This window comes from Microbispora siamensis (assembly GCF_016863095.1).
In the GTDB taxonomy this organism is placed as follows: Bacteria; Actinomycetota; Actinomycetes; order Streptosporangiales; family Streptosporangiaceae; genus Microbispora; species Microbispora siamensis.
In genome coordinates this window covers 122,436-148,524 of the sequence record NZ_BOOF01000032.1, presented here as the reverse complement: position 1 = coordinate 148,524, position 26,089 = coordinate 122,436, and the positions used below count along the sequence as shown (strand labels likewise).

General features: G+C 70.0%; 23 protein-coding genes. 10 read left to right on the top strand and 13 right to left on the bottom strand.

Features of this window, described 5'->3' with window-relative positions; translation table 11 throughout:
- The first annotated feature begins 32 nt into the window (after nt 1–32).
- Entirely contained in the window at nt 33–491 is a 459-nt protein-coding gene (locus Msi02_RS26705; protein ID WP_204050805.1) for a hypothetical protein, read from the top strand.
- A 74-nt stretch (nt 492–565) separates the two neighbouring features.
- On the opposite strand, the gene Msi02_RS26700 is transcribed toward Msi02_RS26705, so the two are convergent.
- On the bottom strand, nt 566–955 hold the full coding sequence (locus tag Msi02_RS26700) for a hypothetical protein (protein WP_204050804.1): 390 nt from the start codon (nt 953–955) through the stop codon (nt 566–568).
- A 210-nt stretch (nt 956–1,165) separates the two neighbouring features.
- On the opposite strand from Msi02_RS26700, the gene Msi02_RS26695 reads away from it, so the two are divergent.
- Complete coding sequence (locus Msi02_RS26695; protein ID WP_239108727.1) at nt 1,166–2,155, top strand: LacI family DNA-binding transcriptional regulator; 990 nt, start codon at nt 1,166–1,168, stop codon at nt 2,153–2,155.
- A gap of 6 nt (nt 2,156–2,161) precedes the next feature.
- Here the strand turns inward: Msi02_RS26695 and Msi02_RS26690 are convergent, their stop codons facing one another.
- Genes Msi02_RS26690 through Msi02_RS26670 form a run of 5 tightly spaced genes read right to left on the bottom strand, consistent with a single transcriptional unit; the run spans nt 2,162 to nt 8,792 of the window.
- Nucleotides 2,162–4,207 (bottom strand): RICIN domain-containing protein, encoded by a 2,046-nt coding sequence (locus Msi02_RS26690; RefSeq protein ID WP_204050803.1) that lies wholly within the window; start codon nt 4,205–4,207, stop codon nt 2,162–2,164.
- Nucleotides 4,204–5,682 (bottom strand): alpha-N-arabinofuranosidase, encoded by a 1,479-nt coding sequence (locus Msi02_RS26685; protein ID WP_239108726.1) that lies wholly within the window; start codon nt 5,680–5,682, stop codon nt 4,204–4,206. The genes Msi02_RS26690 and Msi02_RS26685 overlap by 4 nt, the downstream gene beginning before the upstream one ends.
- Before the next feature lie 12 nt (nt 5,683–5,694).
- Entirely contained in the window at nt 5,695–6,528 is an 834-nt protein-coding gene (locus Msi02_RS26680; RefSeq protein ID WP_204050802.1) for a carbohydrate ABC transporter permease, read from the bottom strand.
- A complete protein-coding gene (locus Msi02_RS26675; protein ID WP_204050801.1) occupies nt 6,525–7,451 on the bottom strand; it encodes a carbohydrate ABC transporter permease in 927 nt (308 codons plus the stop codon). The genes Msi02_RS26680 and Msi02_RS26675 overlap by 4 nt, the downstream gene beginning before the upstream one ends.
- A 6-nt stretch (nt 7,452–7,457) precedes the next feature.
- Nucleotides 7,458–8,792 (bottom strand): ABC transporter substrate-binding protein, encoded by a 1,335-nt coding sequence (locus Msi02_RS26670; RefSeq protein ID WP_204050800.1) that lies wholly within the window; start codon nt 8,790–8,792, stop codon nt 7,458–7,460.
- Between the two features lie 279 nt (nt 8,793–9,071).
- Here Msi02_RS26670 and arfA point away from each other — a divergent pair, with 279 nt between their 5' ends.
- Both arfA and Msi02_RS26660 read left to right on the top strand, forming a co-directional pair.
- Complete coding sequence (arfA, locus tag Msi02_RS26665) at nt 9,072–10,544, top strand: arabinosylfuranosidase ArfA (protein ID WP_204050799.1); 1,473 nt, start codon at nt 9,072–9,074, stop codon at nt 10,542–10,544.
- Between the two features lie 94 nt (nt 10,545–10,638).
- Nucleotides 10,639–11,670, top strand: coding sequence for a LacI family DNA-binding transcriptional regulator (locus Msi02_RS26660; RefSeq protein ID WP_204050798.1), 1,032 nt, complete (start codon nt 10,639–10,641; stop codon nt 11,668–11,670).
- A 56-nt stretch (nt 11,671–11,726) separates the two neighbouring features.
- On the opposite strand, the gene Msi02_RS26655 is transcribed toward Msi02_RS26660, so the two are convergent.
- The gene (locus tag Msi02_RS26655) at nt 11,727–12,605 is read right to left on the bottom strand and encodes an aldo/keto reductase (RefSeq protein WP_204050797.1); all 879 of its coding nucleotides are present in this window, start codon (nt 12,603–12,605) and stop codon (nt 11,727–11,729) included.
- Nucleotides 12,606–12,700: 95 nt separating this feature from the next.
- On the opposite strand from Msi02_RS26655, the gene Msi02_RS26650 reads away from it, so the two are divergent.
- The 6 genes from Msi02_RS26650 (at nt 12,701) to Msi02_RS26625 (ending at nt 17,994) form a co-directional block, all read left to right on the top strand.
- Nucleotides 12,701–13,285, top strand: a complete 585-nt coding sequence (locus Msi02_RS26650; RefSeq protein WP_204050796.1) for a TetR/AcrR family transcriptional regulator — start codon at nt 12,701–12,703, stop codon at nt 13,283–13,285.
- A gap of 234 nt (nt 13,286–13,519) precedes the next feature.
- A complete protein-coding gene (locus tag Msi02_RS26645) occupies nt 13,520–14,467 on the top strand; it encodes a metal ABC transporter solute-binding protein, Zn/Mn family (protein WP_204050795.1) in 948 nt (315 codons plus the stop codon).
- Complete coding sequence (locus tag Msi02_RS26640) at nt 14,464–15,315, top strand: metal ABC transporter ATP-binding protein (RefSeq protein ID WP_204050794.1); 852 nt, start codon at nt 14,464–14,466, stop codon at nt 15,313–15,315. Before Msi02_RS26645 ends, Msi02_RS26640 begins: the two co-directional genes overlap by 4 nt.
- Nucleotides 15,312–16,202 (top strand): metal ABC transporter permease, encoded by an 891-nt coding sequence (locus Msi02_RS26635; protein ID WP_204050793.1) that lies wholly within the window; start codon nt 15,312–15,314, stop codon nt 16,200–16,202. The genes Msi02_RS26640 and Msi02_RS26635 overlap by 4 nt, the downstream gene beginning before the upstream one ends.
- A gap of 23 nt (nt 16,203–16,225) precedes the next feature.
- Nucleotides 16,226–17,248, top strand: coding sequence for a permease (locus tag Msi02_RS26630; RefSeq protein WP_204050792.1), 1,023 nt, complete (start codon nt 16,226–16,228; stop codon nt 17,246–17,248).
- Between the two features lie 5 nt (nt 17,249–17,253).
- The gene (locus Msi02_RS26625) at nt 17,254–17,994 is read left to right on the top strand and encodes a TIGR03943 family putative permease subunit (protein ID WP_239108733.1); all 741 of its coding nucleotides are present in this window, start codon (nt 17,254–17,256) and stop codon (nt 17,992–17,994) included.
- A gap of 90 nt (nt 17,995–18,084) precedes the next feature.
- Here the strand turns inward: Msi02_RS26625 and Msi02_RS26620 are convergent, their stop codons facing one another.
- From Msi02_RS26620 to Msi02_RS26595, 6 genes are all read right to left on the bottom strand, one after another.
- Nucleotides 18,085–19,512 (bottom strand): salicylate synthase, encoded by a 1,428-nt coding sequence (locus Msi02_RS26620; protein ID WP_204050790.1) that lies wholly within the window; start codon nt 19,510–19,512, stop codon nt 18,085–18,087.
- Nucleotides 19,513–19,577: 65 nt separating this feature from the next.
- A complete protein-coding gene (locus tag Msi02_RS26615; protein ID WP_239108725.1) occupies nt 19,578–21,326 on the bottom strand; it encodes an ABC transporter ATP-binding protein in 1,749 nt (582 codons plus the stop codon).
- Between the two features lie 17 nt (nt 21,327–21,343).
- Nucleotides 21,344–23,218 carry an ABC transporter ATP-binding protein gene (locus Msi02_RS26610; protein WP_204050788.1) on the bottom strand — a complete coding sequence of 625 codons (1,875 nt, stop codon included), beginning with the start codon at nt 23,216–23,218 and terminating at the stop codon, nt 21,344–21,346.
- The gene (locus Msi02_RS26605; RefSeq protein ID WP_239108724.1) at nt 23,218–23,946 is read right to left on the bottom strand and encodes a class I SAM-dependent methyltransferase; all 729 of its coding nucleotides are present in this window, start codon (nt 23,944–23,946) and stop codon (nt 23,218–23,220) included. The genes Msi02_RS26610 and Msi02_RS26605 overlap by 1 nt, the downstream gene beginning before the upstream one ends.
- Before the next feature lie 25 nt (nt 23,947–23,971).
- Complete coding sequence (locus Msi02_RS26600) at nt 23,972–24,811, bottom strand: thioesterase II family protein (protein WP_204050787.1); 840 nt, start codon at nt 24,809–24,811, stop codon at nt 23,972–23,974.
- Entirely contained in the window at nt 24,805–26,061 is a 1,257-nt protein-coding gene (locus Msi02_RS26595; RefSeq protein ID WP_239108723.1) for a cytochrome P450, read from the bottom strand. The genes Msi02_RS26600 and Msi02_RS26595 overlap by 7 nt, the downstream gene beginning before the upstream one ends.
- Between the last annotated feature and the right edge of the window lie 28 nt (nt 26,062–26,089).

Here is a 26,089-nt window from a genome sequence, read left to right as displayed (position 1 = left end):
CCGATCGCCTTCGCCAAAGGAGCCTGTGACTGATGGCTCGGTGGTTGTCCCGGCGTTCCCACGCTTTGCAGGGTGTCGGGTCGGTCGCGTTCTTCACGGCCTGGTTCGGCATCCTGATCTCGATGCTCGTTGCTCAGGTCTTCGGCATCGTGTCGGCCCTGGACCTCGGGCGTCACGGCGTCCACACCACCGGCGTCGCGCTCTCCACCCGCTCGGAGACATGGAACGACGCCGACGGCGACCCCGTCACCGTCCACTACACGAAGATCGGTTTCACGGTGGGCACGGAACGGCACGTCGAGGAGATCTCCGGCCGGTACACGACCGGGGAGAAGGTGCGGATCGTCTACGACCCCCAGAGCGTGAACGTCGTCAGGAGCGAGGAGGACACCGGCCTCGGCGGACTGGTCGGGGATTTCGTAGGGGTTGCCGTCCTGCTCGCCATGCTCGTCTTCGGCGTCAGCTTCGCCATCTCCTGGTACCGGGAGTGACGATTCGTCAGCAAGCCCGGCCGGAGATCCGGCCGACCAGGTCGACGCTCACGACGGGCCCGGTCTCGTACTGCTCAACCTATGGGGACGCACATCGCGTAAAGTTCGACGCTGATCTTCTCGCTCATAGGGTTCACCACGACGAAGTCCCAGGCGTTCTGGACGGCACCGGGAGTGTCGCTCGTGCTGCCGGGCGCGCTAACCGGGAACGCCACCGGCTTGCTCACGTCATGGGCTCCGCGAAAAGCATGACCTCCGCCCACGGCCCGCAGACCCTTTCCGCACACGACGTTCGTCGACAGGATCCCCCTGCCGCTGACCCCTCGCGTCTCCTTCACCACGGTCACGTCCGACCCGTCGGACTGGTTCGCCGCAGCGATGCCGCCCAACGCGAGCCCCACTAGAGCCAGTGCTCCGACCCCGGCCAGTGCGATCTTCCCGCCCAGCTCTCCGTGAGATGCCATGACGCTCCCCCTGTCGTCCATTCCGTTGATCAAATCACACAAGGCGGGGATAGACACGGGCCGGACAGGACGGTTGTTGTGATCGTTAACATGGCCGAGGGCTCTCAGCCCTTAACATGGACATCCCTCGCATTGGTATCGTTCACATCGGCAGGGTCGGTGGGGAAAGGGTGTCTTGTGGCAGGTAGCCGTCGCTCGGGGCGTCCAGCGGTGATCGGGGACGTCGCACGACTGGCCGGGGTCTCCAACCAGACCGTCTCCCGGGTGCTGAACGAGCATCCGAATGTCCGGCAGGACACCCGCGATCGGGTCCTGGACGCGATGCGGAGGCTCGATTATCGCCCCAACCTGATGGCCCGCGGTCTGGTCCGGCAGAAATCACACATGCTGGGTGTGATCAGCTTCGACTCGGTGCTGTTCGGACCGGCCACGACCCTGCTCGGCATCGGGCGCGCGGCCCGGGCCCGCGGGTATGGGGTGACGATACTCACTCCGGAGAGCGGCGACCGGTCCAGCATCGTCGACACGGCCGCCTCGCTGGCGAGCCAGGCGGTCGCCGGGGTGGTCGTCGTCTTCCCGTCCCAGGCGGCCACGACGACCGCGCTGCTCAGCCTCCCCGCGGGGCTGCCCGCCGTCGCCGTCGAGGCGGCCCCGGACGACGCGATCCCGGCCGTGCGGATCGACCAGTTGACAGGGGCTCGGATCGCCGTCCAGCACCTGCTGGAACTCGGCCACGAGACGGTGTGGCACGTCTCCGGCCCCCGCGACAGGCTGGATGCCCAGGCCCGGGTCGACGGATGGCGCGCCACGCTCGAGGAGGCCGGCCGTACGACACCTCCGGTCGTCGTGGGCGACTGGAGCGCGGAGTCGGGCTATCGGGCCGGCCTCGAACTCGCCGAACGGCCGGGCATCACGGCCGTCTTCGCCGCGAACGACCACATGGCGCTCGGCCTGCTGCGCGCGTTCCACGAGCGGGGCATCCGGGTCCCTGAGGACGTGAGCGTCGTGGGCTTCGACGACATCCCGGAGGCGGGTTACCTGATTCCCCCGCTGACGACCATACGGCCCGATCACGAGGAGGTCGGGCGCCTGGCCGTGACGACCCTGCTCGGTCTCGTCGACGAGACCGAGCAGGACGCCACCGCTCCCCCGTACGTCGTCCCTACGCTGGTGCGACGCCGCAGCACCGCCGCACGCTGAGGGGCGTCACTGGATGCCTTCCTTCACGAGGGTCCACTGCTGGCAGGCGCAGCCGGTGTCGCCCCACTGGTCGGCGATGGCGCCGTCCGCCGTGGAGTTCTGGTAGATCTCCAGCAGCTTCCCGCTGTTGCGATTGGGGACCTTGTAGTAGCCGCTGTCGGTCGGCGTCAGCGACCAGTGCTGGTAGGTGGCGCCGTTGGAGGATCGCTGGTCGGCCTGGGTGCCGTTGGCGGTCGAGCCGGACGGGATCTCCAGCAGTTTGCCGCTGTTCTTGTTGGTGAAGGTGTAGTAGCCGGAGGTGCCCGCCGACGAGACCTTCCAGATCTGGGTCATGTGGTCGGTGTCGCCCCACTGCCCTGCCCCGGCCCCGTCCGTGGTCAGGGCGGACGCGATCTCGAGGTACTTGCCGCTGTTGCGGTTGACAATCTTGAACTCGCCCGGGACCGCGACTCCCGGCCGGTGGACGTCGATGAAGTCCAGCTCGGCGTAGGTGCCGTTGTAGGAGAACCGGATGGTGTTCGTGCCGGCGTTCAGGGCGGTGGTGAACTGCGCCCAGCGGAACCGGCCCCAGTCGTAGGTCGGCGGGTACGACAGGGTGAAGGCGGTGCCGCCGTTGACACTCACGAGGTGGCTGCTCGTCGCGCCCGTCCCGTTGTCGTAACGGACGTTGACCGTGTACGTCCCGGCGGCCGGCGCCTTCACGTCGAACTGCACGTAGCTGGTCGAGTAGTTGATGTTGCCGATCTTGGCGCCGTTCGAGGCGTCGGCGTGGGTGACGGTCGAGACGTTGTTCACCGTGGCCCGCTCGGCCTCATAGTGGTCGGCGTTCAGCGGGATCGTGCCGACCCGGATGTCGTTGTACGTCGTGGAGGCGTTCTCCACGTTGGTCGCCTGGTAGAGCGTCGTGCCGTCGGGGCTGACGTCGATGCCCTGGGCGAAACCGGAGAAGAAGCCGCCCTGGGTGTCGGAGGCGTCGTAGGTCACCGCGAACGGGAGCCGTTCCCAGTTGCCGAGCCCCAGGTTGTAGTTGACGAAGAAGTCCTGGCCGCCGTTGATGTTGCCCGAGCTGTCCAGGCCCCACTTCGACGCCACGACGATCATGCCGTTCGGGCCGCCGGCCGGCACCCAGCGCACGTACGGCGAGGACCCGATGCCCCGGCCATCGGCGAGCTTGATCTGCGTGCCCAGCCCGCTGGGCCAGGTGACGCCGTCGTCGGACAGCTTGTAGTAGACGGGGGCCGTGTTCAGCGTCTGGCTCGGCCGGTTGACCACCTCGTACGTGGCGATGTACTTGCCGTTCGGCAGCTTGGCCACAGTGATCATGCCCGGCCTGTCGCTCTTGTTGCCGACGGCGGCCACGTTCACGACCGGGCCCCAGGTCAGCCCGCCGTCGGTCGACTTGCGGTAGACGACCGCCTGCAGCACCCCGGACGCCTTCTGCCGCTCGTCGGAGAAGTAGCAGACGAGGTTGCCCGACGCGTCGATGTTGAACGACGGCTCCCACACGGTGGTGGTCGTCGACGTCGGGCTCGGGTCGTAGACGGCGGGACCGCCGGTGTCGACCGTGCTCAGGTACGTCCAGGTGGAGCCGCGGTCGGTGCTCTTGTAGAGCACGATCCTGCTGCTGGACCTGTCGGCCGGCATGAGGTTGCCGGCCAGCAGGACGGTGCCCGCCGCGAGGCCGCCCACGGCCTGCGGCAGCTCGTACAGGAACGGCTGCGAGGTCAGCGTGAGTGAGGGGAACGTCGAACTGGGGACGACGTCCGAGACGTGCGACCAGGTCGAGCCGCCGTCCGTGCTGCGGTAGATGGGGTAGACCTGGTGGCCGCTTACGTAGACGAGCTGGTCGTAGGTGACGAGCAGCTCGCCGTTGTGCGTCCCGTTGTTCTTCAGCGCGATGATCTTCGCGTACGTGGTGCCCGCCGCGTCGAAGGCGCTCCCCGCGGGCGGCGCGTAGACGAGGGAGCCGTTGCCGGTCGTCACGGCCTGCGCCGTGCCGACCGGCACCAGTAACGCGGCGAGCAGCACGAGCGTGGTGAGGATCGCTTTCACACTGTGTCCTTCCGTTCCATTCGAAGGGCGGTCCACGACTCGGGGGCGAGCCGCAGGATGGTGGCGCCGGCGTCGTCGGCGGCGTGAGCGGTGAAGGCCCCGGGTTCACCCGAGCCGGCGGCCGTGAGCGTCCAGCCGTCGAGCACGGCCAGCCGTCCCGGACCTGCCTGGGCCAGGCGCACCTCGGCGGGCTCATTCGAGCGGTTGGTGACGAAGACCGCCAGTTCCTCGGTCTCCTCGTCGTACGTGGCGGCGACGGCCACGGCCGGGACGTCCCCGTGCCGTACGGTCGCGACCTCGGGGCAGGAGACGACCGTACGCAGGCTCAGGCCGTGGGCGAGCCGGGCCGCCAGCGCCGTGGGGTAGAAGATGGTCTGCCGCCGGGCGGCCCCGCCCGCCTCGGTGAGGATCGGCGCGCTGACGTTGACCAGCAGGGACAGACAGCCGATCTTGACCCGGTCGGCGTTGTTCAGCAGGGCCACCAGCAGGTCGCCGACCACGACCGCGTCGAGCGGGGTGTAGACGTGCTCGGTGATCGGAACGGCCACGTCCAGTTCCCGGGCCGAGATGTCGACCACCGGGTCGCGGGTCCACACGTTCCACTCGTCGCAGGACAGGTTGATCTTCTTGCTCCGGCCGAGCCGCGCGCCGACCGCGTCGGCGGTCGCCACGACGTCCCGGATGAAACCGTCGAGGGCGGCGCCGGACCCGAGATACCCCGCGCGCTCCCCGTCGTTGAGGTAGTACGCGTGCAGGGAGACGTAGTCGGCGACGTCGTAGGCCTGCTCCAGGACGTCGGCCTCCCAGTAGCCGAACGTCGGCATGTGGCGGTGGCTGCTGCCGCAGACGACCACCTCGATCTCCGGGTCGATCATCTTCATGGCCTTGCCGGCCTCGCGGGCCAGCCGGCCGTACTCGGTGGCGCTGGTGTGCCCCGTCTGCCAGGGACCGTCCATCTCGTTGCCGAGGCACCACAGCGGGACCCGGTGCGGCTCCGGCGTGCCGTACGATCTGCGCAGGTCGGACCAGCGGGTGCCGCCCTCGACGTTGCAGTACTCGACCAGGTTCGCGGCGTCCTGGACGCCCCGGGTGCCGAGGTTCACCGCCATCATCGGGATCAGGCCGCCGCGCCGCGCCCAGCCGAGGAACTCGTCGGTGCCCACCTCGTTGGGCTCGATGCCACGCCAGGCCAGGTCGATGGTCCGGGGGCGGTCCGCGACCGGCCCGACCCCGTCCTCCCAGCGGTAGCCGGACACGAAGTTCCCACCGGGGTAGCGGACCAGCGTGGTCCCCAGCTCGCGGACCAGGTCGGCCACGTCGGTCCGGAATCCGTAGGGGTCGGCGCCGGGATGACCCGGCTCGTAGATCCCGGTGTAGACGCACCGGCCCATGTGTTCGACGAACGACCCGAACAGCCGCCGGTCGACCGGACCACGGTGGAACTGGGTGCTGATCGTGATGTCAGCGGTGAGCAATGAGACTCCCGGTTACTTGACGCTCCCGGCCAGCAGCCCCTTGATGAAGTGGCGCTGGACGAGCAGGAAGATGATCACGGTGGGGATCGTCGCGATGGTGCAGGCCGCCATGAGCTGGCCCCACAGGTCGAAGCCGCTGGAGGTGGACCCGCCGGTGACATTGGTGGCCAGGCCCGCCAGCAGCACCGACACCGTCTGCCGCGCCGGGTCGTTGACCGCGACGATGGGCCAGACCAGGTCGTTGTAGATGTTGAAGAAGGTCAGCACGGCGAGCGCGGCAAGGCCCGGCCGGATCACCGGGACCACGACCGACCAGAACGTCCGCAGCGTGCCCGCGGCGTCGATGGCGGCCGCGTCCAGCAGTTCGTCGGGCACCTGGCTGATCGTCTGCCGCATGTAGAAGACGCTGAAGGCGTCCACCGCGCCGGGCAGGATCAGCGCCTGATAGGTGTTGATCCAGCCGAGCTGCTTCATCTCCAGCAGCAGCGGGATGACCAGCGTCAGCGTCGGCAGCATGAGGGTCAGCAGGACGACGCCGAACAGCAGTTCCTTGAAACGGAAGCTGTACTTGGCGAAGCCGTACCCGGCGAGGGGGCACAGGACCATCGTGATGGCGCCCTTGACCGCGACGACCAGGACGGTGTTGCCCAGCGCCTGGCCGATCGGCACCGAGCCGAACATCGCGCGGAAGTTGTCCAGCGTGAAGGGGCCGACGCCGAGCGGGTCGTTCAGGATGCTCGCGCCCGGTTTGAGCGAGGAGACGACCATCCACCAGATCGGGTACAGGAAGACGACGACCGCCAGCGCGACGAGCAGGTAGCCGGCGCCCCGCCGCAGGCCGGTCATTTCGACTCCCGGAAGACGCGCACGGCCGCCAGCGAGAGGCCGAGCACCATGATCACCAGCAGGAAGGTGTTGGCCGCGCCGGTGCCGAGGTCCGAGGCGCCGATGTGCTGGAAGAGGTACAACCCGGTGGTCGTGCTGCTGTTGTAGGGGCCGCCCCCGGTCAGCACGTACGGTTCCAGGAACATCTGTGAGATCCCCAGGGTCGAGATGACCACGAAGAACGCGATCGCGTGCCGCATCAGCGGGACGGTGACGGACCAGAAGGTGCGGACGGGGCCCGCGCCGTCGAGCGCGGCCGCCTCGTAGACCTCGCCGGGGATGCCCTGGATCGCGGCGAGCATGATGATCAACGCGAACCCGCTGCTCTTCCACAGCACCAGCAGCGCGATGGTCACCTTGGACCAGCCGGTCGAGGTCAGCCACTCCACGGACGGCAGGCCGGCCATCCCCAACAGGTGGTTGACCACGCCGTAGTCCCGGTCGAAGATCAACACGAAGGCCTGGGCCATCGCCGCGAGCGGCGTCACGTACGGAATGATCACGGCGGTGCGCAGCAGCCGTTTGAACCGGAGCTTCGCCCTGGACAGCGCCCCGGCGGCCACGATCGCACCGATCGTCTGAGCCGGCACGATGAGCAGCCAGATGATCGCGCTGTTACCCAGTGCGCCCCAGAAGTCCGGATTGGTCAGCAGGTAGGTGTAGTTGCTCAGGCCCACCCACCTGTACGTGGCCCCGCCGTGCCAGTCGATGAAGCTGAGCTGGAGGGCGTAATAGAGGGGATAGGCGCCGAAGGCCGCGAAGAACACGAAGAACGGGGCCACGAGCAGCGGCCCCCTCCAGCCCGTACGCGGCCCGCGCCGGCCGCGCCGCTTGGACAGGGCGGCCACCTGTCGCGGGGCCGCGCGGTTCGCCAGGAGGGACACGGCCGGTCAGTTCCTGTCGATGAGGTTCTTCTTGATGTCGGCCGTGGATCTGGAGATCACCTCGTCGACCGACATCTTGCCGTCCATGAGCCGCTGGAGGTTCGCGCCCAGATACTTGGCGGCCTGGCCGTACCAAGTGGGGGCGGTGTAGCCGGCCGGGATGTCGAGCGCGGCCTTGGTGCTGATCGCCCAGTTGTCCACTCCCCCGAGCTGGGGGAGCCGCTCGACCAGCGGCTTGGCCGGGTCGAGGGCCGACTTGACGGACGGCACGACCGTGTTGAGGCCGGTGGGGTAGACCGAGTTCTTCGAGAACACCTTGCGGTAGCCCTCGGGGTCGTAGACGGCGAACTCGTAGAACAGCCAGGCGAGCTCGGGGTTCTTCGCCTTGGCCGGGATGACGAACGAGCTGCCGCCCATCAGCCCGGACCGCGCGCCGCCCTGGGTCCATGCCGGCAGGTTGGCCACCCGCCACTGCCCGGTGGTCTTCTTCAGTCCCGACTGGGGGATGAAGATGAACCAGATCGCCCAGGGGACGAGGGAGATGATCTGCTCGTCCAGCATGGTGATCTGGGCGGTGCTCGCGAACTTCTGCCGGGCGCCGAGTCCCTCGTCGACGACGGTCTTGATCCAGGTGAGGGCGCGCCGGGAGGCCTCCCCGTCCAGGGTCAGGTTGCCGGAGGGGTCGACCAGTCCGTGTCCCTGCTGCTGGTTCAGGAACATCGTGTACCACATCATGCCGAGCGTGTCGTCCTGCTCCAGCGGGATGGGGCGCGCCTTCGGGTTCTTCGCCTTGATCGCGCGTGCCGCGTCGAGCAGGGCGTCGTAGTCGGTCAGCGAGGCGGGGTCGACGCCGGCTCCGGACAGGACCGCGTCGTTGTAGTAGAGCAGACCGGGGTCGGTGTCCCACGGGACGCCGACGAGCCGTCCGCCCTGCGTGAGGACGTCGAGCTTGAACTGGATCGTGTCGTCCCGGTACTTGGCCATGAGGGCGGTCAGGTCGTAGAGGTGCTCGCCGTGCTGGCCGATCTGGTCGTCCTCCCAGAAGGACCCGTCGGGCAGCCCGGCGCCGCTGATCAGCGCCGGTGGGAGCTTGCTGTTGATGTCGACCCCCTTGAGGTCGACCTTCACATTCGGATATCTGGCGTTGAACGCGGGGACGACCGTGCGGAAGACCTTCAGCAGGTCGTCGTCGCGCATCCAGAGCGTCACCTGGCCGCGTACGTCGGCGCCGGCGGACGGGGCCGCCGACGAGCCGAGCGCGGCCGGCTTGTCCGATCCCGTCGGCACCCCGCAGGCCGCGAGCAGGCTCCCGGCCGTGAGGACGCCGAGGCCTCGCAGCACGTCCCGGCGAGACGTTAGCGATAACAATTGATCTTGAGGATAGGCCACGGCGATCTCCCTGATTACTGACGGGTGGCGAACCCGGCCTCTGTTCACAACGGCCCGACCCGGCCGTTGAGGCTCGATTGTTAACGATGCCAAACAGGAGCGTCAAGGGCTCGTTTCCTCAGGTTTACCGGGGTGCTCACCGTTGTTATCGTTATCAACCGTTGCCTTGACCCCGGGATGTCCCCGCTCGATGCTGGCGGGCGTGACGTCCGTGTCCCCTCTGGAGCGCAAGTGCTGGAAGCACGCCTCACGATCGACCCCGCATTCCGCGTCGCCCCCGTCCGGCGGCGGACGTTCGGCACGTTCGTCGAACATCTCGGCCGCTGCGTCTACACCGGCATCTACGAACCGGGCCACCCCACCGCCGACGAGGACGGCTTGCGCACCGACGTCCTCGCCCTGACCCGCGAACTCGGCGTGACCACGGTCCGCTACCCCGGCGGCAACTTCGTCTCCGGCCACCGCTGGGAGGACGCCGTCGGCCCGGTCGAGCGGCGCCCGGCCCGGCTCGACCTCGCCTGGCACAGCACCGAGCCCAACCGCGTCGGCGTCGACGAGTTCATGCGCTGGTGCCGCAAGGCCGGCCTCGAACCGATGATGGCCGTCAACCTCGGCACCCGCGGCGTGGGCGAGGCTCTCGCCCTGCTCGAATACTGCAACCACCCGAACGGCACCGCCTGGTCGGACCTGCGCGTGGCCAACGGCGCGAAGCGTCCGTACGACGTGCGTATGTGGTGCCTGGGCAACGAGATGGACGGCCCCTGGCAGATCGGCCACAAGAACGCGGCCGAGTACGGCCGCCTGGCCGCCGAGACCGCCCGCGCCATGCGGATGTACGACCCGGCCCTCGAACTGGTCGCCTGCGGCAGCTCCAGCTCGAGCATGCCCACCTTCGGCGCCTGGGAGGCCACCGTCCTGGAACACACCTACGACCTGGTGGACTACATCTCCTGCCACGCCTACTACGAGGAGAAGGACGGCGACCTCGGCTCGTTCCTCGCCTGCGCGACCGACATGCAGCACTTCATCGACTCGGTGACCGCGACCGCCGACGCCGTCGGCGCGAAGCTGAAGTCACGCAAGAAGATCAACCTGAGCTTCGACGAGTGGAACGTCTGGTACCAGTCCCGTTTCCAGAACGCGCCGGTTCCCGCCGACTGGCCCGTGGCACCCCGGTTGCTGGAGGACCACTACCACCTCGCCGACGCCGTGGCCGTCGGCTCGCTGCTGATCACCCTGCTCGCCAACAGCGACCGCGTCACCGCCGCCTGCCTCGCGCAGCTCGTCAACGTCATCGCCCCGATCATGACCGAGCCCGGCGGCCCCGCCTGGCGGCAGACCACCTTCCACCCCTTCGCCCAGGCCGCCCGCCACGCCACCGGCGACGTCCTGCGGGTCGAGACCGACAGCCCCACGTACGACACCGCCGACTACGGCGAGGTCCCGCTGCTGCACGCCACCGCCACCACCACCGGGGACCAGACCGTCGTCTTCGCCGTCAACCGATCCGTGGACCGGCCGCTCTCGGTCACCGTCGACGGCCCCGTCACGCGGGTCGTCGACGCCACCACCCTGACCGACCCCGACGTCTACGCCCGCAACAGCGCCGGCACCCCCGACCGGGTCACCCCCCGCCCCCTGCCGGCCGACGGTACGACCGTCACCCTGCCGCCCGTCTCCTGGAACGTCATCCGGTTCGCCTAGCGGGCGGGCCGGCCCTCGGCCGCACGGCTCCGATGCCGGAAGGGCTTTCGCGGCCGAACAGCGCCGTAGGAAGCCGCGAAACGAGGACGATGTCATGACGCCGATCGATCCCGAGCCCGCTCCACGATCCCGCGCCGCGGTGTTGGACGACGTGGCGGCCCTGGCCGGCGTGTCGGCGATGACGGTCTCGCGCGTGCTGAACTCCCCGCAGAAGGTGCGGCCCGAGACCCGGGCCCGGGTGCTCGCGGCCGTACGGGAGCTCGGCTACCTCCCCAACTTCGCGGCCCGCGTGCTGGCCACCGGCCGGTCCGGGATGCTGGGCGTGGTCAGCTTCGACACGACCCAGTACGGCCCGGCGTCCATCCTGCGCGCGATCGAACACGCCGCGATCGAACACGACTACCTGGTGAACATCGCCAGCCTCAGGGCGCTCACCCGCGGGTCGATCGAGGAGGGCGTGGAGCGGCTGCGCCGCCAGTCGGTCGACGGGATCGTCGTCATCGCACCGTACGAGTCTGCCGCCGAGGGCCTGCGGCACCTGCCTTCTGACCTGCCGGTGGTCAACGTCGGCGGCGGCGAGGAAGCTCCGGTTCCCACCGTCGCCGTCGACCAGCACACCGCGGCGGCGCGGGCCACCCGCCATCTGCTCGGCCTCGGCCACCACACGGTCTGGCACGTGGCCGGGCCGCCGAACTGGATCGACGCACGGGACCGGGCCGACGGCTGGCGGGCCACCCTGGAGGCCGAGGGGCGGGAGGTTCCCGAGCCACTGGTCGGCGACTGGAGCCCCGGAACCGGGTACGAGCTGGGCCGGCGCCTGGCCCGGCGCCCCGAGGTCACCGCGATCCTCGCCGCCAACGACGAGACGGCCATGGGCCTGCTGCGCGCGCTGCGGGAAGCCGGACGGCGGGTGCCCGGGGACGTCAGCGTCGCCGGCTTCGACGACATCCCCCAGGCCGCGTACTTCTGGCCCCCGCTCACCACCGTCCGACAGAACTTCGCCGACGTCGGCCGGCAGGCGTTCGCGCTCCTGCGCGAGCGCATCGCCGGCGGCCGGCCGGCCCGGCGACATCTGGTTCAGCCCGAGCTGGTCGTCCGGGAAAGCACCGGCCCAGCCACGTCTTGAGCTCCGGGTCGTCCGGTCTGAACGGCGTCCCGCGTTGAGCCGGCGGGTCTCGGAGATCAGGCGGGGGCGTCTTGTGCCAGCGCGTCGAAGGCGCTGGTCGCTTCCTGGTCCAGCTCGATCCGGGCGACTGCGACGTTGTCGGCCAGGTGTGCGAGGTTGCGGGTCCCGGGGATCAGCAGGGTGGCCGGGCTGTGCCCGAGCAGCCAGGCCAGTCCGGCCTGAGCCGGGGTGATGCCGAGGCGCTCGGCGTGCGCGATGACCACCGGGTTGCCGGTGACGCTGGGCAGCCAGTCGAAGGCTGATCCGAGCGGACAGTACGGCACCCAGGCGATGCCGTGCTCGGCGCACTCGGTCAGCACGTCCTCGTGGTCGCGGGTGAGGACGTTGTAGAGGTTCTGCACGCAGGCGATGCCGGCCGGGAGGGCCTGTCGCAGCTGGGCGAGGGTGACGTGGCTCAGGCCGATTCCGCCGATCTTGCCCTCGTCGCGCAGGGCGATCAGTTCGGCCAGTTGGCTGTCGAGGTCGACCACCTGGTCACCGGTGGCGGTGATGCCCGGCGGAGTGTCGGCCCGGCGAAGATTGACGACCGCGAGGTGTTCGGCGCCGAGGGTGCGCAGGTTCTCCTCGACCTGCGCCCGCAGTTGCGCCGGCTTCTGGGCGGCGACCAGTCGCTCGGTGGGATGGGTCACCGCGCCGACCTTTGTGACGATTTGCAGGCGGTCGGCGTACGGATGTAAGGCGGTCCTGATCAGTTCGTTGACCGGGCCGTAGAACTGGGCCGTGTCGATGTGGTCGACGCCGAGTTCGACCGCGCGGTGCAGAACCTTGACGGCGTCGGCGGGGTCGGCGTGTTCCAGTTGCATGGCACCGAAGCCGACCCGCAGGACATCGTGCTCGCCCAGCTTGCCGTACGCGTTCGCTTGGGATGTGGTCATGGTCGCGGCCCTCCGGATACGATGACCATAAGCGGAACCGATTCCGCTTGACTCAGGCCCACCCTAGCAGAACCGGAACCGATTCCGTTTGTGAGGTGATCGCAGTTTCCGAGCTCGAACGACGCCCCGGCGCGCGCAGGGACGCCCAGCGCAACCGGCAGCGCATCATCGACGCCGCCACCCGCGCGCTGACCGCCGGCGGTGCGGACCCCGTCAAGATCGAGACCATCGCCCAGGAGGCGGGAGTCGGCGTCGGCACTCTCTACCGCAACTTCCCGTCCCGCGAAGCCCTGGTCGAGGAGGTCTACCGCAGTGAACTCGCCCGTCTCTGCGCCATGGCCACGCGCCTGGTCGCCGAGCACTCGCCGGCCGACGCCATGCGCGAATGGATGCGCCGCTACCAGGACTTCGTCGCCACGAAACACGGCATGGCCGAGGCCCTGCGGGCGGTGATCGCCAGCGGTGCGATCAGCTCCGCCCAGACCCGCGAGCACCTCAACGGCGCCATCGCCGCCATCCTCGACGCCGGCCGAATCGACGGCAGCCTGCGTGCCGACGTCCAACCGGCCGACGTCTCGGCCAGCATGGCGGGCATCATGCTGACCGCCGCCGACAGCGACCAGGCCAGCCGAATGCTGCAACTCCTCGTCGACGGCCTGCTCGCCCGCGATCCCTCCTGAAGGAGCCGCGCCAGCCCGACCCCGACGAGCCACCCCTCTTCACGACGGTGGCCAGAACGGCACGGGAGAGATCTATGCCGACGTCCAGAGCGCCGGCGGCAAGCTGAGTTCGACGACCGTCCACCTCGAACAGCCGGACGGTGATGCTCTGCGTCCTGCCCCCATTACGGCCGATCCAGGCGGCGATGCTAGGTTTGCAAATGAAAACCGTTGTCATTACCGACAAGGATCGACATGTACGCCTCCCCCTTGCGTCGTCCCTCCGTGCTCGTCCTCGCCGGCCTGGCTTCTGTGCTGCTGACCGGGTGCGGGGGATCGTCCTCCCCCACGGGATCGGCCGAGCCGGACGCGAGCGGATCCGTCTCCCCCGCCGCGATCTCCGTGGTGACGTCCACCAACGTGTACGGCGACATCGTCCGGCAGATCGGCGGCGACAAGGTCGCGGTGACCTCGTTCATCGCCAGCCCCGACCAGGACCCGCACTCCTTCGAGGCCAATCCGCAGAACCAGCTGGCGCTGTCCAAGGCCAAGGTGATCGTCGAGAACGGCGGCGGCTACGACGACTTCATGGACACGATGCGCGACGCCGCCGGCAACACCTCCGCCCAGGTGCTGAACGCGGTCGAGCTCTCCGGGAAGACCGCGGCCGCCGGGGAGGAGCTCAACGAGCACGTCTGGTACGACTTCCCGTCCGTCGCGCGGCTGGCCGACTCCATCGCCGCCGCGCTGGGCAAGGCCGATCCCTCCGGAGCCGCCGCCTTCACCGCCGGAGCCGAGACCTTCAAGCAGAAGCTCAAGTCGCTGGAGGAGCAGGAGGCGGTCATCGCCCAGACCGCGAAGGGCACCGCCGTGGCGATCACCGAGCCGGTCCCGCTGTACATGATCGAGGCCTGTGGCCTGACCAACGCCGCCCCCGAGGAGTTCAGCGAGGCCATCGAGGAAGGCAACGACGTCTCCCCCCGCGTCCTGCGGGACACCCTCGCCCTGTTCACCGGCAAGAAGGTGCAGGCCCTGGTCTACAACTCCCAGACCGCCGGCCCGGAGACCGAGAAGGTCCGGGAAGCGGCGACCGGCAACGGCATCCCCGTCGTCCCGGTCACCGAGACCCTGCCCTCCGGGAAGGACTACATCGGCTGGATGACCGCCAACCTCGACGCGCTCGGCAAGGCCCTGGGCCGATGACCGAGCAGTCGGGCACCATCGCACCGCGGGCCGCCTCCACCGGCGGAACACCCGTCGTCCTCAGCCTGACCGATGCGGAACTGCGCCGTGGCGAGCGCGTGCTGTGGTCCGGGCTGGATCTGGAGCTGCGCCGCGGCGAGTTCGTCGCCGTGCTGGGGCCCAACGGATCGGGCAAGACCAGCCTGCTGCACGCCGTCCTGGGCCAGGTGCCTCTCTCCGCCGGGACCCTGCTGATCGACGGCCGCCCGCCCCGGCGGGGCGGCGATCTGATCGGCTACATCCCCCAGCAGCGCGCCGTCGCCCCGCACACGCCGCTGCGCGCCCGCGACCTCGTACGGCTCGGCGTCGACGGCCATCGCTGGGGCCTGCCCCTCGGCGGCAGAGGGCTGCGGCGTCGCATCGACGACCTGCTGACCGAGGTGGGCGCGCACGAGTACGCGGACATGCCCCTCGGCCTGCTGTCCGGCGGCGAGCAGCAGCGGGTGCGCATCGCCCAGGCCCTGGCCACCGATCCCGCGCTTCTGCTGTGCGACGAGCCGCTCCTCTCGCTCGACCCGCACCACCAGCACGCGATCGTCGACCTGCTCGACCGGCGGCGGCGCACCCGCGACACCGCCGTGCTCTTCGTCACCCACGAACTCAACCCGGTCCTGCCACTGGTCGACCGGGTTCTGTACCTGGCCGGGGGCCGATTCCGAGTCGGCACCCCCGACGAGGTGATGACGTCCGCCGTTCTGTCCGACCTGTACGGCGGCCCGGTCGAGGTGGTCCGGGCCCACGGCCGCTACCTGATCGCCGGCGCCCCCATCCCGCACCACGCCGATCCTGCTGGAGGCGTTCAGTCATGAGCACCGGCATCTGGCACCAGATCTTCAACTACGACGACTATGGACAGCTGCTGGCCCTCGTCGCCAACTCGATCATCGCCGCGGCCGTGCTCGGTGTGGTCGGCGGCCTGATCAGCACGTTCGTGATGATGCGGGACCTGGCCTTCGCCGTGCACGGGATCGCCGAGCTGTCCTTCGCCGGCGCGGCGGCCGCGCTCCTGCTCGGGGTGAACGTGGTGGCAGGATCCCTGGCCGGATCGATCCTCGCCGCCGCGGTCATCGGCGCCATGGGAGTACGCGTCCGGGACCGCAACTCCGCCATCGGCGTCCTGATGCCGTTCGGACTGGGACTCGGCGTGCTGTTCCTGTCGCTGTACAAAGGCCGCGCCGCCAACAAGTTCGGGCTGCTCACCGGACAGATCGTGGCCGTGGACACCCCGCAGACGGCCTGGCTGATCGGCGTGTCGGTCGTCGTCCTGCTCGCTCTGGCGGTCGTCTGGCGCCCGCTGACCTTCGCCAGCCTCGATCCGGACGTCGCCGCCGCCCGCGGCGTGCCCGTACGCGCTCTGTCCCCTGTCTTCACCCTGGTGCTGGGCCTCGCCGTGGCCACGACCATCCAGATCGTCGGCGCTCTGCTGGTGCTCGCCCTGGTGGTCACCCCTGCGGCCGCCGCCACCCGGGTGACCGCCTCCCCCCGCCTGATCCCCCTGCTCAGCGTCCTGTTCGCCGTCACGTCCGTGGTCGGCGGCATCCTCATCGCGTTGGGCAGCAGCATCCCGATCAGCCCGTACGTCACCACCATCGCCTTCGTCATCTACCTGGCCTGCCGCGCCGTCGGCGCCGTACGCGCCCGTACCGGCTGGTCACGCCGACGCGCGACTCCGGTTGCCGGTCTCGTGCGACCCTAGGATCACCGGGAAGTTCTGCCAGGATGAGGCGCATGTCAGACCGGGTCGCGGTGGAGTCGTCGACAGAGATACCACCCCCGGAATGGGGACGCAGATCGGCCGCACCTCCGGCGGCACCCCGGCTGTTCGCGCTGCTCGCCGCGCTTCTCGTCGTCGGCCGCCTGGTGCTGACCCCCCTGCTCACAGCCCCGGCGCTGCAGACCTGGGCGACCGTCTTCGTGGCGATCTGCGTGCAGGCGCTGCCGTTTCTCGTCTTCGGCGTGCTGCTGTCGGCGGCCATCGCGGCCTTCGTCCCGCCGTCGTTCTGGACGAAGGCCCTGCCCCGCAATCCCTACGCCGCCGTCCCTGTAGCGGGGGCGGCCGGAGCGGTGCTGCCGGGCTGCGAGTGCGCCTCGGTCCCGGTCGCCTCGGGGCTGATGTCGCGTGGGGTCACCCCGGCGGCCGCGCTGGCGTTCCTGTTGTCGTCGCCCGCCGTCAACCCCGTGGTCGTGGTCGCCACGGCCGTGGCGTTCCCCGGACAGCCGATGATGGCCGTGGCCCGGTTCGCCGCCTCGCTCCTGGTGGCGGTCGCGGCCGGCTGGCTGTGGCTGCGCTTCGGCCGGTCGTCGTGGCTGCGGGTGCCGTCCCGTACGGCCCGGGGCGGCTCGAAGTGGGCCGAGTTCCGCGATGCCATGCGGCATGACCTTCTCCACGCGGGCGGGTTCCTGGTGATCGGCGGGATCACCGCGGCCACGCTCAACGTGATCGTGCCCCGCACCTGGCTGGCCTCGGTGGCGGGCGTCCCGGTGCTGTCGGCGGTCGTGCTCGCGCTTCTCGCGGTCGTGCTGTCGATCTGCTCGGAGGCCGACGCGTTCGTCGCGGCCTCGCTGACCGCGTTCTCCCCCACGGCGAAGCTGGCGTTCCTGGTCGTCGGGCCGATGGTCGACCTGAAGCTCATCGCCCTGCAGGCGGGAACCTTCGGCCGGGCCTTCGCGATGCGGTTCGTCCCGCTGACGTTCCTGCTCGCCGTCATGGTCAGTTCGGCGCTCGGAGGAGTCCTCCTGTGAGCCGCATGTCCCAGAGTCTCGTGCTGACCCTGCTCGGCGGCGTCGTGCTCTGGATAACCGCCCTGACCAGGTCGTACCTCAACTACGTGAAACCCGGCTTCCGCCCCTTCCTGCTCGCCGCAGGGGTGGTCGTCCTCGCCCTCGGGATCATCGGCCTCGTCCAGGAGTGGCGGCGTCCGTACGCGAACGCTCACGACGAACACGTCCACGAACAGCGGGGGAAGCACGCCGAGGGCCACGACCACACGCAGGCGCCGAAGGTGGGCTGGCTGCTCTCCCTGCCCGTCTTCGCGATCATCCTGATCGCGCCTCCCGCGTTGGGCGCCTTCGCCGCTCGTGGCGAGGACGCGCCCATCCGGCCGCCGGCGACGGCCGGCTCCTACGTCCCGCTCTCCGGCGAGAAGATCACTCCGATGGCCGTGGGCGAGTTCATCGGCCGGGCCTGGGACTTCCGCAAGCGCACGCTCACCGGCAAGAAGGTCCGCCTGACCGGCTTCGTCGTACGGTCGAAGAAGAAAGACCGCTGGTACGTCACCCGCATGCAGATGAGCTGCTGCGCGGCCGACGCCATCGCCCTCAAGGTGGCCGTGCTCGGCGCCGCTCCACCGCCCGACGACACCTGGGTCGAGGTGACCGGCACCTGGGTCCCGCCACGATCCCGCAAGATCCCGAACGGTACCGTGCCCCCGGAGATGACCGCCGGCCGGGTGACGCAGATCCCGCAGCCGAGCGAGCCGTACGAGTAAGCCGACATCACGCCCGGTGGCTTGGCGCGCAGACGTGCCGTATTCGGACAGACCCTGGCCCGGGATGACCGCAATTACTGCGTACTGCGGTTAAAGCTGGCCGGAAAAATTGTCAGAATCGCCCAAAAAGCTATGGAAGCGCAGATACGGGACAACGCTCCGCAACTTCTCGCACGTCTCTTCGTATTCACGCTCAGGGGCGGACTGCCCCATCACTCCGGCTCCGGCACGAAGCCAGGTGCGCGCTCCCCGGCCGAGCAGCGTCCGCAGGACCAGCGCGGCATCGAGTGAGCCGTCCGTCCCCACCCGGAACACCGCTCCGCCGTAAAGCCCCCTGGGCTCCACCTCATGCCGGGCCAGGGCGGTGAGGGCGGCCGCTCTCGGCACACCGGTGGCCGTGATGGCCGGGAAGAGAGCCGCGAACGCCTGCCAAGTTCCGACGGCCTCCTCCAGGCTCCCGGCGACCCGGGAGGCGAGGTGCTGTACAGAACCACGCTCCTTGACCGTCATGAACTCCTCGACGATCACCGATCCTGGCCTGCAGATCGACTCCATCTGCTCGCAGGCGAGCCGTACGGAAATCGCGTGCTCGTGCACCTCCTTCGCATCCGTGAGGAGCTCACGGCGCAGACGCTCGTTCTCCTCCGGATCCGGCCCCAGAGCACGGGTCCCCGCGAGTGGCTGGGTGGAGACGCGCCCGCTCGGGTCGACCTCGACCACGGTCTCCGGACTGAAGCCGGCCGCCTGCCAGCCGCCGAGTTTCAGCAAGAAGGATCGCGCGGGGGTGTTCGCCCGGCGGCCCGCGAGGTAGGAGGCGGCGAAGTCCGGCACGCCGCCCGGAGGCAGAGGCACAGCCCGCGAGAGGACGGCCTTGCCGACGAGGCCCGCGTGAATGTCGGCGACGCCGCGGGCGACCGCCTGCCGGTAGGCGGGCCCGCCCACGGCGATGAGCTTCTCGGCGTCGGGCAGCGCCGGAAGGGCCACCGCCGCCTCGGCATCGGGCGCGGCCGCGTCCGCGAGGAGGGCGCAGACCTTCCTGGTCCAGGTGTCGCCGATCGAGCGCACCTCGGCCTTACCGGGGCGCAGCGCGACCTCGACGCTGGGCACGATGAGGTGCAGGAGCGGCTCGGTCCCCGCCTCGGCGGGGTCGCCATGGAGCATGTGGGCGAGTTCGAAGGCGGCCCACCCGTACAGGTCTGCCGCGCCGGACTGCCCCAGCGCCGCGACCGCATCGGCGACCAGGTCCAGCGGCGGGCCGTCAATAGGCACGGTCCAGGAGCGGCCCCGGGCACGGGCGACCACCCGCACCGCGTCCACGGTGAGCGTGACGGCGCTGCCCGCGGCGAAATACCAGATCCCGGCCTGCTCATAGACCACGTGTTCCTCGTCGAGCCCGGCCCGCGCGAGCCGTACCGCCGCGGCGGCCGGGTCGTCGGGGGCGTCGTGGACGACCGAGTGCCCGAGGGTGGGCACCGCTCGTGCCCAGTCCGCCCACATCGTGGCCGGTTCGATACTCATCGTCGTGCTCCTTGTCATGTGGACACCGTCGGCGCCACCGGTCGTCGTTGTCGGGGTGGGCAGGTTCATCGAGCGGGCTCCAACCGCCATCCCTCGGCCCTGCTGCGCTGGTCCCAGAAGGCGGCGTAGGTGCCGCCCAGGGCCATCAGCTCGTCGTGCACGCCGCGTTCGGTGATCCGCCCGCCTTCCATGACGAGCACCTGCTCGGCGGTGAGCACTGTGCTGAGCCGGTGTGTGATGACGAGCAGCGTCTTCTGCGAGGCCAGCGCCTGCAGGGTCGAGGTCAGCACCGCCTCGCTTTCGTGGTCGAGAGCGGCGGTCGCCTCGTCGAGCACGAGGATCGGCGCGTCCTTGAGGAGGGCCCGGGCGATGGCGACACGCTGGCGCTGGCCACCGGACAGGGCGGTTCCGCCTTCTCCGACCACTGTCGACCAGCCGTCGGGCAGCGTCCGGACCACTTGGTCCAGTCCGGCCAGGGTGGCCGCCCGGTGGAGTGTCTCCTCGCTCGCCTCCGGGTCGCCGATGCGCACGTTGTCTTCGATCGTGCCCTCGAAGAGGTAGACATCCTGGAAGACGATCGAGACCGACGCGGCCAGATCCTCGGGAGAGATGTCCCGCACGTCGACGCCGCCGATGCGTACTGTGCCACCCGTCGTGTCCCAGAAGCGGGCGAGCAGGCGGGCGACCGTGGTCTTCCCGGCTCCGGACGGGCCGATGAGCGCGGTCATGCTGCGCTCGGGGATGCGGAAGCTCACGTTGGCGAGCAACGGGTCCCGCCGCCCTGCGGACGGGCCCAGCCCCACCGGCGTGTTCTGCGGGTAGTCGAAGCTCACCTGATCGAATTCCACGTCGGCCCCGTCGGGCAGCCGGGGCTCGGCAGGCCGGGGAAAGGGGCGTGTGTCGAGCACGGCGCGCAGCCGCAGGAGACTGCCCCGCGCGATCCGCATCCCGGCACCGAGATCGGCCGCGGTGGACACGCTGTCAGTGAGCCTGCCGACGAGCACCAGCAGGGCGGGCATGGTCGCGACGTCCAGGGAGCCGTCCAGCGTCCATGACACCGACAGGGCCAGCAGCAGCGCGAAGACCATCCGGGCGGCGAAGGCGAAGGACACGAGGCCCGGGGTGCCGCGCTGGATGAGCCGGCGATCCCCCCGGGCCTCCCCCACCAGGGCGTCGTCGAGCGCGCCGTAGCCTTCGGCCGTCCTGCCGAACGCGCGCAGCACCGACTGGTTCCGCACGAACTCCAGGACGCGGTCGGCCGACTCCGCGATGGCGCCGTCGCGGCCGTCGTCCAGCCTGCGCACCACGGAGGTGCTCCACAGGTGGACGGCCAGCAGCACGGGCGCACATAGCACCAGCACGAGCGCGACCCGCATGTCGAGGAAGAGGCTCGCCACGACGATGGTGACCGGCGTCAGCACCGAGGTGATCAGCGGGCGCAACAGGTGGGCCGGCATGTTCATCACCTGGATGACGTCCTGCCCGGCCAGCCTGCTGAAGCCAGCGGCTCGCCCGGCCGTGAACCAGCCGAGAGGCAGGTTCAGGGCGTGCTCGGCGAGACGCCGGTGCAGCACGCGAGACAGCCGGGAGCCTGCGGTGAAGCCGCGGCTGAGACCGATCGCCTGCAAGATCGCATACCCGAGCGAACAGATCACGAAGGCGGTGAGCCACGGCCAGGCCTCGCCGGAAGCGTCACCGAGCAGGGCCCGCAGGAGAGGCACCAGGAGGGCGAAGGCGACGCCCTGAAGGGCGGCGGCACCGGCCTGCGTGACGAGAAGGCGGTTCAGCAGGCCCGATCCTTCGGATCCGAGCACACGGTGAAGATCACGGATCATCGCGGGGTTCCCTCTCGCGCGTCGTCGGATCGGCCGAGGCCGGCCGGAGACGGAACGGGCGCCTGTTCACCCGTCTCGTCTCGCCCGGTGGACTGTGCATTTCGTCCGGTGGACTGTGCCTTCCACAGGGAGGCGTAGCGCCCGCCCGCGACCAGCAACTCCTCGTGGCCGCCCCGCTCGGCGACGCGTCCGCCGTCGAGCACGACGATCTGGTCGGCCTGGCGGATCGTCGACAGCCGGTGCGCGATGACGAGGACCGTACGGCCGGCGGCCAGCGTAGACAGCGCGGTCTGGATCAGAGCCTCGGAGTGGGGGTCGGCATGCGCCGTCGCCTCGTCCAGGACGAGCACGGGCGCGTCGGCCAGCAGAGCGCGGGCGATGGAGACACGTTGCGCCTCCCCGCCGGAAAAGGTGACCCCGGTTCCGACCTCGGTGGCGTAGCCGTCGGGCAACGCGGCGATCCTGTCGTGGATCTGGGCGGCCCGTGCCGCCCGTTCGACCTCCTCATCGGTAGCTGTGGGACGGCCGAGACGGATGTTGTCGGCGACGGAGGCATGCAGCAGTCGCACGTCCTGGAGGACGAAGCCGACATTTTGGTAAAGGCAGGCGGATGACATGTGGCGGACGTCGACGCCCCCGATAGTCACGGCCCCGGCCGTGACGTCCTGGAAGCGGAGCAGCAGGGAGGCGAGGGTGGACTTCCCCGATCCGGAGGGTCCGACGAGCGCGGTGATCGTTCCGGGCTTGAGGTCGAGATCGACGCCGCTCAGCACGTCGATGTGCCCGTCGTAGGAGAAGGAGACTCCGCGCATCGACACGCGGGACCCCTTTGGGGTGAGGGGCTTGTCGGCCTGCGGCAGGGCCGGCCTGCCGAGCAGGGCGGAGATCCGAGCCGCCGCCGCCTGGCCGGCCCTGATCTGCTGGACCCGGGTGCCGACCACGCTCATCGGGGCGGCGACAGCGGGCCCCAGCAGCATGAACGGGACGAGGTCCGCGCCGGTCATCCACCCGTTGGCCACGAGCACGGTCCCGGCAGTGGCCAGCAGGAGCAGCACGAGAACCGGGGAGACGACGAGCAGGGCTCCGGTGGAGGTGACCAGCGTGGTCCGGACCCAGGTGGTGAAGAAGTCGGCGAAACCGTCGGTCGCCGTGAGGAACCGATCGTGGCCCTTGCGTCCTCGGCCGAAGGTCTTCAGCACAGCGATGCCGGTGACGTACTCGACGGCGGTCGAGGAAATCCGGCCGAGTGCCGCGCCGTACTCGGCCATCTGGGCCGCCGCCCCGGACATCGCCCGGCCGAACAGGTATGCGCCAAGGGCGAGCGGCAGGATGCTGAGCAGCGCGAGACGCCAGTCGACGGCGAACAGATAAACCAGCGCCGCGGCGGGCGCGACGAGCAAGGCCGTAACGTCGAGCAGGGTGTGGGCGACGAGCGTGTGAAGTGCGCGGACGTCGTCCTGTACGGCTCGCTTGATCTGACTCGCGCCTCCGGCGCTGATCCAGCCCAGCGGCAGGCCGCCGGTGTGGGCGGCCAGCCGCCGGCGGAGGGCGAGTTGCAGGTCGTTGTCGGCGATGTGGCTGACGAACCCCGCCGCCGAGCCCAGCACGAGGGCGGTGAGCCCGGAGACACAGGCCACGGTGACCAGGGGCCACAGGTCGTCGGCCTGGGGACGGGAGTCGCCGGTGAGGTGGACGGCGATCCGCGCCACGGCGACGAAGGGAGTGACACCGGCCACCGCCGCGGCGGCTTGGAGGACGACGGCCGTGATGAGGCGGCCCCGAACTTGGCGGAGAATGCCGCGCAACGGAGGCGGCGGAGTGTCGTCCGGCGGGGAGGGCCGGTTCGCGACCGGATGTGACGGCTTTCGCATCACTTGACGAGAACTCCGATCTCGGGAATGGCCTGCCCGGCCGCCTCGGTGATGCGGCGGCTGGTCATCCCGGCCTCACGGGCGAGGCGGGCGACATCGAAGGTGTGCCAGATGTAGTCGTCGGCGACCTCGCGTACGGTCCGGCCGTCCCGGAGCACCTTCCAGGTGGTGGTGAAGCGCATGGCGTCTCCGTGCGCGGGCTCGCCGCCGATCCACCACTCGTAGGTCTGGCGGCCGATGGTCTCCCGCAGGGACATCACGGGCGGAATGACACGCGGCGAGGACACGCCCATGAGCTCGACGACGATGAGGCCGCCGTCGGGCAGCCTGTCGGACAGCCGCCGCCACAGCGAGCCCCGCTCGGCGGGGGTCAGGTGCCCCGCCACCCCGAAGATCACAACCGCCGAGAGCCGTTCGGGCAGTTCCATGTCCTGCGCCGAGCCGTCGACGACGGTGACACGGCGGCGCAGGTCCGGATCGCGCGCGATCCGTGAGGTGAGCACGGCGCGCATGGTGGCGGACGGCTCGGCGGCGACGATGTCCGCCTCGGGCAGCGCGGAGGCGATGACCTCGGTGATCCGGCCGGTGCCGGCGCCGATCTCCAGCACGGGCCCGTGCGAGACATCGACGTCGGCGAGCACTCGGGTGAGGGGCGGCCCGCTGCTGGCCGTGTGGCGTGTGGCGACCATTTCATAGAACTCGGCGGACGGCGAGTAGTAGTCGATCACGGTTGCTCCTGGTCGTGGCGGACGGTCACGGGGTGCTCGGCCAGGTCTGACCGTTCGGTGCAAGCGATGGGTCCAACCGGCGCAGGACCGACGCGACCACCTCTCGTCGCCGGCGGTTGAGGTAGAAGTGGTCCCCCGGGAACACGCGCGTCTCGGTGCCCGCGGTGGTCAGGTCCGCCCACCCTCCGGCCCGCTCGTTCACTGTCTCGGGCGGCAGCTCCGGGTCCGCGTCCCCGGTGAACACGTCGATCGGGCAGTGCAGCGGAGTGTGGCGCTCAGGACGGTAGGTCTCGATGAGGCGGTAGTCGTTGCGCACGCACCCGAGCACCACCGCGCGCAGGCCGGGATCGGCCAGCACCTCCCCTGTGGTGCCGCCGAGCCGCTCGAGTTCCCTGTGAAGGGCCTCGTCCGGCTGCCGGTGGACCTCGCCCGTGGTCGCGGTCCCCGGAGCCGCGCGGCCCGAGGCGAACATCCGGCGCGGCTCGGAAGCCCCGCGCCGGCGCAGCTCTAGGGCAAGCTCCCAGCCGACGGCCGAACCCATGCTGTGACCGAACAGCGCATATGGACGGTCGAGAACCGGCCGCAGGTCGTCGGCGATCCCCGCGACCAGATCCGCCATGTCGTCCACCATGGGGTCGTCGAAGCGGTCCTCCCGCCCCGGGTACTGGACGACGAGGAGCTCGACCTGCGGCGGCAGCAGTGCCGCCCACGGCCGGTAGGAGCTGGCGCCGCCTCCGGCGTGCGGAAGGCAGACCAGGCGCAGACGGGCGGTGGGGCGGGGGCTCCAGCACCGGAGCCATGGCCCGAGCCGCCCCGTGCCCGCTCGTGCGTCCCGGTCTTCCCGGGAGATCCAGACGTTCACCATGTCACCGGCATCCGTTCGATGCCGAACGTCGCCGACTCGTGCTTGAACTCGACCTCCTCGTAGGGCACCGCCAGGCGGAGCGTCGGAATGCGGCGGATCAGCGTCCCCAGGGCGACTTCCATCTCCAGCCTGGCCAGGTGCTGGCCGATGCACTGGTGCATCCCGTAGCCGAAGGCGACATGGTGGTTGTCCGGGCGGTGGAAGTCGACGCGGCCGGGGTCGGGGAACTGCTCGGGGTCGTGGTTGGCCCCGGCGAGCAGGCCGATGACGCCGTCGTCCGCGGGGATGACGTGGCCGGAGATCTCGATGTCCCGGGCGGCGACCCGCAGCGGGATGGAGTCGGCGATCGACAGCACCCTCAGGAGCTCGTCGACGGCAGCCGGCATGAGGGAGGGATCGGCGCGCAGTTCCTGCGCCAGTTCCGGGCGCCGGATGAGCAGGAGTGCGCTCAAGGCCAGCATGTTCGTGCTGGTCTCGCGGCCGGCGTTGATGGTGATGCCGACGGTGGACAGCAGCTCGTTCAGGGTGATGTCACCGGTCTGCAGGTGGTCGACGACGAGCTTGGACAGCAGGTCGTCGCGGGGCTGTTCCTGGCGCTGCGCCACCAGGTCGGAGATCAGTGTGAACAGGCCGCCGAGCGCTTCGGCGACCTGCTCGGCGGTGCTGCTGCGGGAGCCGGAGATGCGGGTGACGTCGCGGAAGAACTCGAGGTTCTCCTTGGGGATGCCCAGCAGCTCGCAGATGACCGAGGTGGAGACGGCGTTGGCGTAGGCGGGCACGAAGTCGACAGGTCCCCCGGACGCGAGCATGGCGTCGATGAGGTCGTCCACGATGGCCTGGACGGCGGGCCGCATCGCGCGGGTCTTGCGTACGGTGAATTCGGGGAGCAGCATCCGGCGGTAGCGCGTGTGCTCCGGGGCGTCGGTGCGGATGAAGGGCCGCAGTCGCGCCCCGATCTCCTGTTCGCCCTCGCCGAGCGCGGGGAAGTTGGCGCGGCGGATGTCGGCGCTGATGCGGGGATCCGCCAGGAGTTCTCGCACGTCCTCGTAGCGGGTGACCACCCAGGCCTCGCGTCCCGTGGGCAGGGTGACCCGGGCGACGGGCTCCTCGGTGCGCAGGCGCGCGTAGTCCTCGGGCGGAGCAAATGGGCAACCCCGCCGTATGGGGAAGTCGCGGGGCCGGGCCATACAGGGCGCGGAGTCCTCGTGGTTTCCCGAGCCGGAAGGACCGGTAGGGATGGTCGTGCTCATGGGTTGTCCTTTGCCGTAGACAGGCGGG